The 15,190-nt window shown below is 61.5% G+C and carries 13 protein-coding genes; all 13 read left to right on the top strand.

The window, feature by feature from the left end; genetic code table 11:
* Positions 1-4: 4 nt before the first annotated feature.
* Complete coding sequence (locus ACJ8HT_RS02740; protein ID WP_194572356.1) at positions 5-526, top strand: DUF3592 domain-containing protein; 522 nt, start codon at positions 5-7, stop codon at positions 524-526.
* 102 nt (positions 527-628) lie between these two features.
* Positions 629-1,129, top strand: coding sequence for a hypothetical protein (locus ACJ8HT_RS02735; protein WP_194572357.1), 501 nt, complete (start codon positions 629-631; stop codon positions 1,127-1,129).
* Positions 1,130-1,302: 173 nt separating this feature from the next.
* Complete coding sequence (locus ACJ8HT_RS02730) at positions 1,303-3,855, top strand: DUF2169 family type VI secretion system accessory protein (protein ID WP_197652610.1); 2,553 nt, start codon at positions 1,303-1,305, stop codon at positions 3,853-3,855.
* Entirely contained in the window at positions 3,852-4,919 is a 1,068-nt protein-coding gene (locus ACJ8HT_RS02725; RefSeq protein ID WP_197652609.1) for a pentapeptide repeat-containing protein, read from the top strand. Before ACJ8HT_RS02730 ends, ACJ8HT_RS02725 begins: the two co-directional genes overlap by 4 nt.
* A gap of 30 nt (positions 4,920-4,949) precedes the next feature.
* A complete protein-coding gene (locus ACJ8HT_RS02720) occupies positions 4,950-5,585 on the top strand; it encodes a DUF3540 domain-containing protein (RefSeq protein WP_194572359.1) in 636 nt (211 codons plus the stop codon).
* 16 nt (positions 5,586-5,601) lie between these two features.
* Positions 5,602-5,994 carry a DUF4150 domain-containing protein gene (locus ACJ8HT_RS02715; protein WP_110158039.1) on the top strand — a complete coding sequence of 131 codons (393 nt, stop codon included), beginning with the start codon at positions 5,602-5,604 and terminating at the stop codon, positions 5,992-5,994.
* A gap of 48 nt (positions 5,995-6,042) precedes the next feature.
* Entirely contained in the window at positions 6,043-6,543 is a 501-nt protein-coding gene (tagV, locus tag ACJ8HT_RS02710; RefSeq protein ID WP_019452982.1) for a type VI secretion system accessory protein TagV, read from the top strand.
* A 29-nt stretch (positions 6,544-6,572) separates the two neighbouring features.
* Complete coding sequence (gene tssJ / locus ACJ8HT_RS02705; protein ID WP_123895291.1) at positions 6,573-7,100, top strand: type VI secretion system lipoprotein TssJ; 528 nt, start codon at positions 6,573-6,575, stop codon at positions 7,098-7,100.
* Positions 7,101-7,140: 40 nt separating this feature from the next.
* The gene (tssK, locus tag ACJ8HT_RS02700; RefSeq protein ID WP_049201394.1) at positions 7,141-8,487 is read left to right on the top strand and encodes a type VI secretion system baseplate subunit TssK; all 1,347 of its coding nucleotides are present in this window, start codon (positions 7,141-7,143) and stop codon (positions 8,485-8,487) included.
* A 21-nt stretch (positions 8,488-8,508) separates the two neighbouring features.
* Positions 8,509-9,711, top strand: coding sequence for a DotU family type VI secretion system protein (locus ACJ8HT_RS02695; protein WP_049272050.1), 1,203 nt, complete (start codon positions 8,509-8,511; stop codon positions 9,709-9,711).
* The gene (gene tssM, locus ACJ8HT_RS02690) at positions 9,711-13,346 is read left to right on the top strand and encodes a type VI secretion system membrane subunit TssM (RefSeq protein ID WP_197652607.1); all 3,636 of its coding nucleotides are present in this window, start codon (positions 9,711-9,713) and stop codon (positions 13,344-13,346) included. Before ACJ8HT_RS02695 ends, tssM begins: the two co-directional genes overlap by 1 nt.
* A gap of 18 nt (positions 13,347-13,364) precedes the next feature.
* Positions 13,365-14,084, top strand: coding sequence for a type VI secretion system-associated protein TagF (tagF, locus tag ACJ8HT_RS02685; RefSeq protein ID WP_049201244.1), 720 nt, complete (start codon positions 13,365-13,367; stop codon positions 14,082-14,084).
* A 23-nt stretch (positions 14,085-14,107) separates the two neighbouring features.
* Positions 14,108-15,139 carry a type VI secretion system protein TssA gene (gene tssA, locus ACJ8HT_RS02680; RefSeq protein ID WP_197652606.1) on the top strand — a complete coding sequence of 344 codons (1,032 nt, stop codon included), beginning with the start codon at positions 14,108-14,110 and terminating at the stop codon, positions 15,137-15,139.
* Positions 15,140-15,190 lie beyond the last annotated feature (51 nt).

The following is a 15,190-nucleotide window of genomic DNA, read 5'->3' as shown; positions in this document are numbered from 1 at the left end:
TTCGGTGAGGCAAACCGCACGGTTGTGCCCAGCGCTAGGGTACCTGACGCAAAACCGCGATTTTCGCATCTATCGGGAGAAGACCGTTCCCGACATTCTGACTCAGGCGCTGGCGATCTTTTATAAAGGGACGCCCATGTCGAAGGCCAAAAATATTTTCACCGTGATCGGTTTGATTTTATTGGCTCCTATCCTCAGCCTCGTGGGTTTCTTCAAATTCATCACGGTCGATCTCTGGGGCTATTTCAAACATATCAGTTCCTCTCTCAGCATGATGGAGAACGGCGTTTCCGCCTCCGGGCAAATCGTCAGCATTCGCCAGACCAATCTGTGGGACGGAAACCGACCGGTCTGCGAAGTCGAAGTCAAGTACATCGACCAAGACGGAAAAAACCATACGGCCGTAGCGAAAGGCCCGATCAGCGTCGTGGAGCTGCCGCGTTATCAGCCGGGCCATTTCACCGCGATAAAGTACGACCCGAAGACCCCCAAAAAAGCGGTGATCGAGGAGCTCTCCCGACTTTGAGCGAAAGAAATCCTTTCAATCCACGTCATCCGGTATCCACGTGCTGAAAACGACTTGTCGTCCATCAGTTCACTAAATCACCTTGCATAAGGAAGTGTCACGATGGGTACGTTTATTGCCTTTTCGACGCAGGACAGCCTTTGGGGACAAATCCTGTTTACCTTCTTTGGCATCCTGGTTGGCTGCGTGTTGCTCGCCGCGATCGGCAAAAATTTTTTGCCGGCAAGCCGGGCGTCGGCATTACCCGTGCGATTGCTGATCTTTGTCGCTCTGATGCTGGCTCTCCTGAAATACAACCAGCAAGTGATGTCTGCGGTGAATGCCCCCGCAGAACTGATTGGGTTCCTGCTCTTGCCCGGCTTTATGATGAGTTACCTGAGTGCGGCGACACCGGGCAGACTGGCGCTGGCGATCGAACTGGGCTGTTTTACAGCGGTCGCCGCGCTGTTGATTCTGGGCACCGCCAGCATCGGCTTTTTTGCGCCCTATCACCTGGAGAGCGTCGGCCAATTTACCGCCAAGGCGATCGCCGCGGCGTTGTCTGTGGCCGCCGTACTCCTGGCTCGCGGAATAAACGGGAAGGACAACGCGCTGTCCTCGTGATCATCCATTTCGAGGCGGGGCTCTTTCCCCGCATTAGCGAGCGGCCCTCAGCGCCGTATCGTTTTCTTCATCTGTTGTGACATAGCCTGATATCTATTAAACCGAAAAACGGATTGTTTTTGAGCAAGCAGCCTGGCTGCCGGCTGATATCCACAGGAAGCTTTACACACACAATGAAAGTCGTAAAACCTCTGCGCCTCAGCGCGCTTCATCGCCCCTTCTTTTGGCAAGGGCAAAATCATCTGGGCGTTTCCGTTTTGGCCTTGGCCGATATGGGGGGCTCCCCGCGCCTGCGCCCTGAACCTGAGCTGTGGCAGCTGGCCGCCGAAGAGCTCACGTTGAGCGGCGGCGTGCTCGACTTGGCTATCCCGAAAGCCTGTGCGGAGTTTCTCGCCACCGGTAACGCCTACACCCATCATCAACAAGACAAAACCGCCTGCGCCGTGAAGATTCAGCTGGATTCGCTGGAGAAAACGCTGGTGGTTTTCGGCGATCGCCATTGGATCAACGATCGTCCCTCCACTCCCCTCCCCTTTGCAGAAATGCGTCTGGACTGGCGCCGGGCTTACGGCGGCACTCAGTTCGCCGATAATCCACACGGTATCGGCGCCACTCCAGAAACATTTCCGCAAGGCCGCATCCATCGCCTACCCAATGTCGAACCGCTGCAGGGGCGTCTTACGTCTCCTCGGCAAAGCGCGCTACCGGCAAGCTTCGACGCGCTGGATATCACCTGGCCACGGCGCTTCTCTCGCATCGGTAAAAACTACGACGCCGACTGGTTGAAAAATGGCTTTCCCGGCTTCGCCAACGACATCGACTGGCGCCTGTTCAACATGGCGGACAGCGACCAACAGTTTCCCCAACGCGACAGTCTGCCGCCTCAGGCCGCCTACCGGATATGGAACATGCATCCGTCGGAGCCAATGCAGCAAGGGCATTTGCCGCCGTGGCGCATACGCGGCTTCATCAACCGGTTGCGCGCCGGCGAAGCGTATTTCGAAGAGATCGCCATGCGCCACACCACCGTCTGGTTCTTCCCCCACCGGGAACAGATGCTGCTTATCTATCAGGGCAGCGTACCCATCAATGAAGACGACGCCGCCGACGTGATGCAACTGATGCCGGCATTGGAAATTGAAGGAGAGCCGCGTTCCACCGAGCATTATCGGCAGGTGTTGGCCCAGCGGCTGGATAAAGAACAGGGTGCCCTGCACGCTTTTCGTGAACAAGACCTGTTGCCGGAAACATGCATCGGTGCCTGGCTGGATACGGAAACGCCGACGCAGCAAAGCCCGATCGCGGAAAATATTGCCGCCTACGAACAGCATCAACGCGAAGATCACCGCCAACGCTTGCTGCGCGAAGGCCAGGACATCGATGAACTGTTCCCGCTGCCGTCGCAAGAAGCGCCGCCGAAGCTGGACCAACTCGCCGAATTCGTCGAGCGACTGGAAAGCCAGGCCGAGGCGCAGTATCAGGACATGCTCAAACTGGCACAAGCTAACGGTATCGACCCGCTCAACCCCGGCGGAGAGCATATGCCATCATCCGGTGCGGAAAGCTACCAGCAGCAGCGCGATCTGCTGTTTCAGGAAGGGCGTCAACGTCCCGATGCATTTAGCGACAGGCAGCTGGGGGAAAGCGAGCGCGCGCTGCACCAGATGTATTTAATGTCGGCACAGGCGCAGAGCCCGGCGCTGCGTTTAAGCGGCGATCTGGCGCAGATCATTCGCCAACGCGTCGCCGCCGCCATGCTGCGCGATAAAGATCTTAGCGGCCTTGATCTCACCGGCGCCGATCTGTCCGGCATGGACCTCAGTCAGGCTAACTTGCGCGGCACATTGCTGGAAAACGCCAATCTGCGTCACACCCGGCTGACGGGCAGCGATCTTCGCGAGGCGATGTTGGCGCGCGCCGATCTCAGCGGCGCCGTCTTGCAGCAGGCCAATCTGAGCCATGCCTCCTTGGCTCTGGCTAAATGCGAAGCGACGGATTTCGGCGGCGCGCAGCTGCACGAAACCAACATTCAGCAAACATTGTTTCAGCGTTGTGATTTCACGATGGCGTCACTACGCGATTTGCTGGGGTACGAAACCTTGCTCGGGCAGTGTGATTTCAGCCGTGCCACGCTGGCCAACATTACGCTGATGGAGTTACAGCTGGAGCAGCTGACATTCAGTCACGCTCGGCTCGACAAGATCAGCTTCGTCAAATGCCGGCTGCTGGCGGCGAACTTCAATCTGGCTCGGCTGGAAAGCTGCACCTGGATTGACACCGAGACGCAAAACCTCAGCTTCCGCGCCGCACGCCTCACGGCCTGTGCCTTTGTGGCAAAGACGCTGTTGCCGCAGGCAGATTTCAGCGACGCGACCCTAAACCAGTGCAATTTACGCCAGATGCCGTTGCCGCGGGCTAATTTCAGCCGTGCGCGTCTCGACAACTGCGACCTGTCGGAAACCCGCCTGAACGAGGCCGATTTCCGCCAGGCCAACGGCAGCGGCAGCCTGTTCATCCGCAGCGATCTGTCCCAGGCCAACCTGCGCGACGCCAATTTCACTGCGGCGATCCTGCAAAAATGCGTGTTGTCAGGCACCGACCTGCAGGGCACCAACCTGTTCCGGGCCGATTTGTCGCAGTCGCAAGTGGATCAGGCGACCCGGCTCGACGGTGCCTATACCGTCAGAGTGAAAACATTGCCTCGCCACAACGGGAAGGAAGTATGACTTCAAGACCTGAGCAGATACGCCAACGCGTAAAACGCGGCGAGCTGATTGCCGGTGAGGATTTGCACGGCCTGTCATTCGCCGATATGGATTTGGCCGGCGGCATGTTCAACGAACTGAACCTGAACGGCGTGAACTTTTCCGGTTGCGATCTGCGGGACAGCGTATTCAGCGATTGCCAGCTCGAACACGCCCAGTTTGCGCGGGCGAACCTGAAGCAAACGGCCTTCAATCAGTGCGCCATGTCGGCCAGCCGCTTCAGCGAAAGCCATATCGAACTGACGATGTTCAACGATTGCCGGCTTGAACAAAGCGACTTCAGTCGGCTGCCGCTCCACCAAAGCCACTGGATGTCATGCCAACTGGCCGGCGCGAATTTTTCCGCCACTCAGCAGGATCGCACCACCTTTTACGAAAGCCCGCTCGACGGTGCCGCGTTGAATCATGCTCGGTTATCCCTTGTCACCTTCTTTAGGTTAAACCTCTGCCAAACAGAGTTTGAAGGGGTAGATTTCGACCGCGTCACGTTTTTCGAATGTGACCATCGTGGCAAAAGTTACGCCGGGCAGCGCCTGATCGCCTGCCAGTTTACCGATAACCAACTGGACGATGTCGACTTCAGCCAGGCGACGCTGCGTCAGAGCAACTTCAAGGGTGCTTCGCTGCGGCGCGCCAACCTGACGGGCGTGCAGGCGCAGCAGTCGCTGTGGCTGGAAGCCAACCTGACCCAGGCACAGTGCCGCGGCGGGCAGTTCGATCAGGCGATCTTCAGCGAAGCGACGCTGGATGCCGCCAACTTCAGCCAGGCGCGTCTGTATCAGTGTGTGTTCCAACACAGCCGCGCAGCGCGCTGTGATTTCAGCGACAGCGACCTGACCTACACCGATTTTTGTTATGCCGACATCGGCGCCGCCGATTTCCGGCGCGCGCGTTTTATGCGCACCCGTATGCACCGCGCCCACCAGCAGCAAACGCGCTGGGGCGATCGCAGCGGGATTCTCGAGAGCGACGAAGAGCTGTACGCCGCCGAAACCTGGAGCGCACAGCGCCAAAGCCGAATCTGAATGCATTGACCACTTCACGAGGGGATCACCATGAGCGTTGCCAACACAACTCGCGCCGTCAACATCGCACCGCCCCAGCAGGCCGCCGGCCAGGTCGTCAACCTCTTGCCGGACGGTAGCCTGGTGGTGGAGTGTGAAGGCCGCGGCTGGCATTGCCGCCGGGCGGCGAGCTGCCTGCTGACGCCGGCCCTCGGCGATAACGTACTGGTCGCCGGCTGCGGTCACCAGCTGTGGACGATCGCCGTCCTCGAGCGCGCGGAGCCGCAAAACGCGGCGCGGCTGAGCGTCGAAGGCGATCTGCACATTGAAACGCCAAACGGCTCGCTGTCGTTGCACAGCGCGCAGGCGCTGAAACTGAGCGGTGACGCCATGAGGCTACAGGCGAAGACCGGCGACTGCCACGTCGACAAGATGAAATACAGCGGCGAAGAGCTGTCGGCCTTCGTCAGCATCAGCCGCCTGGTCGGCAAGCGCTGCGAATCGCTGTGGCATTCGGTCAGCCAGATCAGCCATTCGCTGTTCCGCAAAGTGCGCCAGACCGAGCACGTGCGCGCCGGGCAACTGGATTATCAGGCGGAAGATTACGCCCGCGTTCATGCCCGCAACACGCTTATTACCTCAAAAGACATCACCAAGCTGGATTCGGAACAAATCCACGTCGGATAACCTGCGGAGGCCTTTTATGTTTGCCAACAGTCAAATGATCGGCATGGACCTGGCGTTTCCCGACGTCTGTCTGACGCCAAGCCCAGCGCCGGTGCCCGTGCCCTACCCGGATATCGCCCTGGCGCCGACCGCCATCCCGAACGCGTTCAACATTCTGTTCGTCGGCACCCCGGCACACAACATGGCGACGGTGACGCCGCTGACCAACGGCGACAACCCCGGCGTGGCTACCGGCGTCGCTTCCGGCACGGTGATGGGGCCGTCCCGCCACCTGACCGGCGCCTTTACCGTGCTGCTCAAAGGCACTCCGGCTACTCGGCTGACCAGCCTCAGCCTGCAGAATTCCACCAACGCGCCCGGCATGCGCATCGTGCCGAGCCAATTAAAAGTGTTGCTGCTTGCGCCCTGATGACGGCGCCCTATTACACAGCCATTCAACAAGATTAAAGAGGATATTGTGAAAACACGGATTACCCTGACGCTGTTGACCGCCCTGACGCTTGCCGGTTGTTCCACCCCGCCGCCACCGCCGCCGGCACTCAATAACGACGCTATCGTCAGCAGTGAAGTCAACGGCGTCACGCTGCAGCACCGCGCCGCGGTGAGCGCACCGAAACAGTTTAAGCCGATCGGTGAGGAGTACCGCAGCCTGTACGCCGCCAGCATCATGAGCAGCCCGAACTATACCGGCACCGCCGTCGGCAGCCTGGACAACGCCGCCGCGTTCTACGCGCTGGGCGAAGTGGAGAACAACTGGCTGGCGATTTCCGCCATCCGCGGTGGCGACCTGGTGGGTTACATCCAGGCCAACGCCGGTGTGCCGGAAGCCCGCTACAAATCGACGCTGCGCAAAGATCTGCCGCGCCGCGCACGCGCCGCCAAACAGGACTGTGTCAAAGTCGGCGGCGACAGCAAGGCGTGTAAAAACGCCGGTTCAGCTACCTGGATCCTCCAGTAGTCAGCACGCCTGCGGGCGACGAGATTCCCATGATGACGACCCCTATCGCTTCCCGCTGGTGCGGGATGCTGTTTCTGCTGCTGGGCGCGTTGGCGCTCGGCGGCTGTATGTCTTCCGCCAAAAGCGTGCCGTCGCGTTACAGCCTGGTGTTCGATGCCGATCGCCAGGTCAACGCCGCCGGCGCGCAACCGGCGCCGATCAAAATTCGCGTGCTGCTGCTGCGTTCGGATGCGGAATTCATGGATGCCGACTTCTTCAGTCTGCAAAACGACGCCAAAAGCGTGCTCGGCAATAGCCTGCTGGACAGCGATCAGTTCTTCCTGACGCCGGGCCAGACCGGCAAGAAGCTCGGTGGGCAAAGCGCATTGGACGCACGTTACATCGGCGTGATCGCCGAGTATCAAAATCTGGACGGCAAAACCTGGCGCATTTCACTGCCGCTGCCGGAACCCACCGAAACCAATTTCTACAAAGTATGGCAATTCTCGCCGGATGAGCTGGAAGCGCATATCGTCGCGGGCGTGAATGGCCTGCGCCCCGTAAAAAAGGTCGACTGACCCACCGCTGCGCTGAAGCGAAGTAACTATAGGTGTGATGATGAAAGATGCTCATAAGGTTGTCTGGACTGAGGGAATGTTTTTGCGCCCTCACCATTTCCAGCAGGCGGAAAACTATCTCGAAGGCTATATGCGCAACTGGGGCCAGGCCCACAGCGGCTGTTTCTGGGGATTTCTCACCCTGGATCTGGATCAAACGCTGCTGCGCCAGGGCAAGATTGCGCTCAACGCCGCCAGCGGCATCATGCCGGACGGCACGCCGTTTCGCTTCTCCGGCGCACAGCAGGCGCCCGCACCGCTGACCATCGCCGAAAACAAGACCGGCGAAAACGTGGTGCTGGCCCTGCCGACCTACCGTGCGGGGCGTGAAGACGTGATCTTCCAGGAAAGCCCGGAGGCGCTGGCGCGCTATCTGGCTTACGAGAACGAAGTCGACGATCTCAACGCCGTCTCGGTGGGCAGCGCGGCGCTGCAGTTCGGCCGCCTGCGCCTACGGTTGATGCTGGAGAGCGAGCTGAACGCCGAATGGACGGCGCTCAGCGTCACTCGCGTGCTGGAAAAGCGCGGCGACAACAGTCTGCGTCTCGATACCGCGCAGATCCCGCCGATGCTGAACTGCCAGGGCAACGCGGTACTGAAAACCTTCATCAACGATCTGCAGGGCCTGCTGCAACAGCGCAGCCAACAGATGAGCCAGCGCCTGCTGCAGCCGGGCCGCGGCGGCAGTTCCGAAATGGTCGATTTCATGCTGTTGCAGCTGATCAACCGCCATCTCGGTCAGGTGAGCCACGCCTACCACCTCGACCATCTGCACCCGGAGCGTCTGTTCGCCGATTGGCTGCAGTTCGCCACCGAGCTCGCCAGCTTCTCGGCGCAGCGCACCCCGGAAGGCCGTCTGCCGGTGTATGACCATGACAACCTGGCGCTGTGTTTCGGCAAGCTGATGCTGTTGCTGCGTCAGGGGCTGTCGGTGGTGCTGGAAGACAACGCCATTCAGCTGACGCTGGTTGAACGTTCCCACGGACTGAACGTCGCCACCGTACAGGACGCTAAAATGATGCGCGATTTCGGCTTCGTGCTGGCGGTGCGCGCCGACGTGGCCGCCGAGGTGTTGCTGACCCATTTCCCAGCGCAGATGAAGATCGCCCCGGTCACCCGCATCCGCGATCTGGTGCAGCTGCAGCTGCCGGGAATCGGTCTGCGCACCATGCCCGCCGCACCGCGCCAGATCCCGTATCACGCCGGCTACACCTACTTCGAGCTGGAAAAAGGCGGCGACCTGTGGAAACAGATGGAAAAATCCAGCGCCTTCGCCCTGCACCTGGCCGGCGAATTCCCAGGGCTGGACATGGAATTTTGGGCGATTCGCAGCCATACGGACCGGTAACCTATGACTCAGGAAAATAGCATGGCGCCGGCGGCCAATCCGCTGGTGGACGCCGCCAACCCGCTGCTGAACGCCATTTCGCAGATCCGCCAGTCGGCCACGCACGCCAACCCGGCGCAGCTGCGTCAACAGCTGATCGACGAAATGCGCCGTTTCGAGATCCGCGGCCAACGCGCCAACCTGCCGTACGAAGTGATCATCGGCGCGCGTTATTGCCTGTGCACCGCGCTGGATGAAGCGGCGGCGCTGACCCCGTGGGGCAGCAACAGCGTGTGGTCCGGCAGCGGGCTGCTGGTGACCTTCCACAACGAAACCTGGGGCGGCGAGAAGTTTTTCCAACTGCTGGCCAAGCTGTCGCAAAGCCCGCGCGAGCACATCAACCTGCTGGAGCTGATCAATTATTGCCTGCTGTTGGGCTTTGAAGGCCGCTACCGGGTGATGGAAAACGGCCGGTCGCAGCTGGAAACCATGAAGCAGCGCCTGCTGCAGCTGATCCGGTCGGTGCGCGGTGGCTATGCCCCGCCGCTGTCGCCTCATGCGCTAGATCTGCCGGTACAGCAGAAGCTGTGGCGCCCGCTGGTGCCGCTGTGGGCCTGCGTGGCGTTGACCGGCTTCCTGGCCTCTCTGCTGTTCATCGCCCTCAACTGGCGGCTGGGCGACAACACCAGCCCGGTGCTGGCGGCGATTTATCAAACCAATCTGCCGCAGGTGGCAATCGGTAACCCGGCGCCGGCCGCACCGCCGACGCTGAGCCTGAAAAGCTTCCTGCGCAAAGAGATCGCCGAGGGGCTGGTGGTGGTGCGCGACGAAGCGCAGCAAAGCGTGGTGATCCTCAAAGGCGATGGGCTGTTCGACTCCGCCGCCACCACGGTGCGCGCCAACTATATTCCGGTTATCGACCGCATCGCCGCCGCCATGAACGGCGTCAGCGGCAAGATCCTGGTCACCGGCTACAGCGACAACGTACCGATCCGCAGCGCCCGTTTCGCCTCCAACTGGGAGCTGTCGCTGGCGCGCGCCGAAGCGGTCAGCGCTCGCTTGCAAAAGCACCTCGCCAACCCGCAGCGGGTCAAGGCCGAGGGCCGCGGCGAAAGCAACCCCGTCGCGCCGAACGATAATAAAGTGAACCGCGCGTTGAACCGCCGGGTAGAAATTACGCTGTTGGTCGCCCCGGAAAATACCCAGGCGGAAATCAACGGCTTGCCGCAAGGAACCGGAAAGTAATGCTCAGTACGTTATTCTCCATCATCACCAGCCGCCTGCTGTGGGGCTTTGTCGGCATCACCGCGCTGGCGTTCATCATCTGGATGATCGGCCCGCTGGTGGCCATCGGCGACTATCGCCCGCTGGAGCCGGAACTCAACCGCCAGATCGCCATCGGCGTTATCTACCTGATCTGGTTCCTGTGCCGCCTGATCCCGCGCCTCTATAGCGCCTGGTTCAACAGCCGTCTGCTAAGCAACCTGCGCGCCGCCGAAACGGTGCCGGCGGAAGACGGCAAGCCTGAAACCAAGCAAGACGAACAGCTGGCGCAGCGTTTCGACGAAGCGGCGCAGCTGCTGAAGAAGGCGCGCTTCGCACCGGGCCAGGATGGCGGCAAACACCGTTGGATGACCCGTTTCAGCCGCCAATACCTGTATCAACTGCCGTGGTATGTGATCATCGGCGCACCCGGCGCCGGCAAAACCACCGCGCTGGTCAACTCAGGCCTGCACTTCCCGCTGGCGGATCGCTTCGGCAAATCCGCGCTGCGCGGCGTGGGCGGCACCCGCAACTGCGACTGGTGGTTTACCAACGACGCCGTGCTGCTCGACACCGCCGGCCGCTACACCACGCAGGAAAGCCAGCGCGAAGAAGACGCCGGCGAATGGCAAAGCTTCGTCGCACTATTGAAAAAATACCGTACCCGTCAGCCGATCAACGGCGTGATGGTGACCATCAGCGTCGCCGATCTGCTGAGCGACAGCGCCGAAGCGCGCGCCGCCCAGGCCAGCGCGTTGCGCAAACGCCTGATCGAACTGCACGAGCAGCTGGGCATTCATTTCCCGGTCTACGTGCTGGTGACCAAAACCGACCTGCTCAACGGCTTTATGGCCTACTTCGGCAGCTTTGACAAAGCGCAGCGCGACCAGATCTGGGGGTTCACCTTCCCTTACGAGCGCTCGCGGCAGCCGGACTTCAATCTGAACGCCGCTTTCGAACAGCAATACGCCCTGCTGCAACAGCGCCTGGACGCGGCGCTGCCGGATACGCTGCTGATGGAGCACGATGCGCGCCAGCGTGCCGAAAGCTACCTGTTCCCACAGGAATTCGCCGCGTTGCGCCCGCTGCTGGGCCAATACCTGGAGCAGGTGTTCGCCACCTCCAGTTTTGAAACCCGCTTTACCCCGCGCGGCATCTATTTCACCAGCGGTACGCAGGAAGGTCTGCCGTTCGACCGGGTGATGGGCGAGCTGAACCGCTATCTGCAGCTGCCGACGGCAAATTCTGGGGCGCAGGCCAATGCGGCCTGGGACAGCGTAGACCAGGAAGCGCCGATCCCGGCGGCCAAAGGCCAAAGCTTCTTCCTGAAAGAGACGCTGGAATCGGTGGTCTTCCAGGAGTCCGGGCTGGCGGGCAGCAACCGCTGGTGGGAATACCGCAACCGCGCCTTGCACTGGGCGGGTTACATCGTGCTGGCGGTGATCCTGGCGGTGCTGGCGATGCTCTGGTTCACCAGCTACGGCAACAACAAGGCCTATCTGGCGGAAGTCGCCGCCAAGGTGCCCGGCGTCGAGCGTCAGGGGCAAAATCTGACGCAGTTGGGCAACGGCGACATGTTCTCGCTGCTGCCGTTCCTCAACAGCCTGCTGCACCTGCCGGACAGCCAGAACTTTTCGCTGGACGATCCGCCGTTCACCTACCGCATGGGGCTGTTCCGCGGCGATCAGGTGGGCGACGCCGGTAATGCGCTGTACCAGAAAGCGCTGAAAGAGCTGCTGCTGCCGCAGGTGGCGCAACAGATTGCCACCACGCTGCGTAACGACAACCACGGCGATGCAGACTTCAGCTACGAAGCGCTGAAGGCCTACCAGATGCTGTATCTGCCGAAGCAGTACGACGGCAAATTCCTGCGCGCCTGGGTGATGCTCAACCTGCAGCGCAACCTGCCGCAGGGCAGTACCCAGAAGCAGCTGCAGCAGATCGAATGGCACCTGAGCCAGCTGTTGGACGCGCAGATCCAGGCCTCGCCTTACGCCAAAGACGAACAGCTGGTGGCGCAGGCGCAGGCTGCCATCAATCGGGCGCCGCTGTCGCAGCGCGTCTATGGCCGCCTCAAACGCCTGCTGCTGAAACAGACCGACATCAAGCCGGTCAGCCTGGTCGATTTAGCCGGCCCGCAAACCGAACTGGCGTTCAGCCGCAAAAGTGGCAAACCGGTGACCGACGGCGTACCGGGCCTGTTCACCTCGCAGGGTTATTGGAAGGCGTTCAACGACAACATCGATCCGGTGACCGACACCCTGCGCAAAGAAGACGTGTGGGTGTTGAACAGCCAGGCGCCGGAACAGAAAAGTGCCGAACTGACCAAGACCATCCGCCAGCTGTACATGCAGGACTTCATCAGCGCCTGGGATGAGCTGCTGGGGGATATCCAGTTGGCCAACATCGGCAATCTGACCCAGCGCATCAGCAGCGCGCGCCTGCTGTCCGGCAACCCGTCGCCGATGCGCAATCTGCTGGTCAACGTCAGCAAAAACGTCACCCTGCGCGACGAGAAAAGCAACGCTGATTCCCGTTCGCTGCTGGCCAAAACCGAAGACAAACTGAATCAAAACGCCAACCGCACGCTGGAGGCGCTGTTCACCAACCGGCCGGCCAACGCCGACGGCGACGTGTCGGTCCAGCCGGAACAGCTGGTGATGGCGCACTTCGCGCCGCTGCTGGAGCTGGCGCAAAGCCAGGGCGAAGGCAATAAGGCGATCCCGTTCGACAGCGTGCTGAAGCAGGTCGATGAGTTGTACAGCTATCTGACGGCGGTTCAGGGCGCGGCCAACAGCGGCATGTCGGCGCCGCCGAGCGACGTCATCCCGCGCCTGCAGGCCGAATCCGGCCGCTTGCCGGTGCCATTCAAACAGATGCTGCTGTCGCTGGCGATCGGCGCCAGCAGCGACACCCAGCGTAAAGAGATGGAGAACGTGAAAAAGCGCATCAGCTTCGAGGTCGGTAGCTTCTGCCGCCAGGCGATCGCCGGCCGTTATCCGCTGGTGGCCCGGGCGCGCCAGGAAGTAACGCCGGACGATCTGGCGCGCATGTTCGCGCCGAACAGCGGGCTGATGGACAGCTTCTTCCGCGACAACCTGCAGGGCAAGGTCGACACCACCCGCGCCAACTGGCGCTTTACCCCCGGCGTGGACGGCAAGACGCTGCCCGGCGGCGAAGGCATCCTGCGTTCGTTCCAGCAGGCGCAGCGCATCCGCGATGCGTTTTTCGCTAACGGCACCGCAACACCCTCTTACCGCGTCACCGTGCGACCGGTGCGGATGGATAACGATATCCTCAACCTGACGCTGGATATCGACGGCCAGCTGTTCAAATACAGCCACGGCCCACAGGTGCCGCTGGTGGTCAGTTGGCCAGGCACCCGCAATACCAACCAGGTGCATTTGCAGCTGGCGCTGGCCAACGGCACCACCGCCAGCCTGGTGACCAGCGGGCCATGGGCGCTGAACCGCCTGGTGGATATGGCGCAGTCCTCGGGCACCGGCGGCCTCGGCCGCCAGGCGACCTTCAATCTCGACGGCCACCGCGTCACGCTGGAGTTTACGCCCAACAGCATCCGTAATCCGTTCCAACTGCCGGCCTTCTCGTGCCCGTAGCCCCGAAAGGACCTGACCATGAGCACTGATTCAAGCGCCCCGACAAGCCTCGGCTGGTACGGCAAACTCCCCTCCGCCGGCGATTTTCTGCAACGCCGCCTGCCCGAGCCGGTGGTCAATAACTGGGCCCACTGGTTCCATAACGGGCTGGTGAATTTGCAGCGCGATGCGCAGGGGCCAAACGGCCATCCGTTCAGCAACGCACCGGTGTGGAACTTCGTGATCCCCGCCACGCTCGGCAGCCCGTACGTGCAGATGGGTTGCCTGTTGCCAGCGCGCGATCGCGTCGGGCGGCGCTACCCGATCTGCGCGCTGCGCCTGTTCAGCCTGCAAGATTGGCGTCCGCAACAGCTGAACATGGCGGCGAGCTGGTACCAACAGCTCGGTCATACCCTGCTGAACGGCGTGCGCAATGGTTTCTCCGCCGAACAGATCGACCGCACATTGCAAGCTATTCCGGCGCTGCCCAGCCCGCCGGCGGAGGCAGACTCCGAGATATTGTCGATTATCGGTTTCCAACACCCGGACGTGCCGGGCCTCGGCTGGCAACAGGCCGCCGACTGTTTCGATCCGGCACAGTACACCAGCTTCTGGTGGACCAATCAGGCCGACGGACACCCGCTCTACACCCACGTGCACAGCGGCAACCTCACCGTGCAGCTGTTTTCGCTGCTGTTCGAGCCCAACGGCTGGGCGCGCCCCGGCCGCGGCGGCCAGTACCCACAAATGTTTGATTAACATCGCTCGTTGAAGGAAATTTTATGGCTATCGACACCGATACCCTGCTGGCCCCGGTTGACGCGGACAATCCCTGCGGCGACAACCTGGAATATGACGCCGACTTTCTGGCGATGGAGCAAGCCGCCACCGGCAAGGCCGAACAGCAATTTGGCAGCACCATCATTCCGGAAGAAGCGCCGGATTGGGTGCAGGTCGAACGCCTCGCAACCTCGCTGCTGGCGCGCACCAAAGATCTGCGCGTCATGCTGTATCTCACCCGCGCCTGGACCCAGCTGCGCGGTTTATCGGGCTACGCCGACGGGCTGACGCTGATCCACCAGTCGATGGTCCGTTACTGGGATGCCCTGCAGCCGCCGCTGGAGTTCGACGGCGAGGCCGATCCGCTGTTTCGTATCAATGCGCTGGCCGATCTTGGCGACAAGGCCGCGCTGGCCGCCAGCGTGCGCGCTGCGCCGCTGCTGAAAAGCGCCGCCGGTGAAATCTCGCTGCGCGATGCCGGCGCCCTGCTCGACGGCAGCAAGCAAGAGTGCCCCAACTTTCCCGGTGGCCGCGCGCGGCTGCAGGATGAGTTGGCGCAGCAGGATCGCCCCGAAGGCGCACTGGTGACGCACATCGCCAACACCTTGAGCGCCATCCGCAGCGAAGTAACCCGACATCTGGGGGAAAGCGCGCTGCCGGAAATGAGCGCGCTGACCAAGGTATTTTCTCTCGTGGCGCTCGCCGGCCAGAGCGATGCCCCGGCCGCCGCCGAAGCGGACTCATCGGAGGAAACCGCGACCGTGCAGCAACCGGCCGCCGCTCAGAGCGCCACTGCCCCGCTCAACTGGCGCAGCGCACAGATCCAGTCGCGCGACGACGCCCAGCTGATGCTGGACAAGGTGAAAAACTATTTTCGTCTTCATGAGCCGAGCCACCCGGCGCCGCTGATGATCGATCGGGTCCAACGGCTGATTACGCTGGACTTTATGCAGATCGTCCGCGATTTGGCGCCCGATGGGCTTAACCAACTGGAGACCATTCTCGGTCGCCCCGACAACGAGGAGAACAGCTAGCCGCCGACTTTTGTTCTCTTGACGACACCCGATACCGTCTGCCCCTGCGCA

Origin of the sequence: Serratia sp. CY44782 (assembly GCF_052168715.1) — a bacterium.
In the GTDB taxonomy this organism is placed as follows: domain Bacteria; phylum Pseudomonadota; class Gammaproteobacteria; order Enterobacterales; family Enterobacteriaceae; genus Serratia; species Serratia nevei.
Note: the sequence above shows the minus strand (reverse complement) of the source record. Positions and strands in the feature narration are given on the sequence as shown.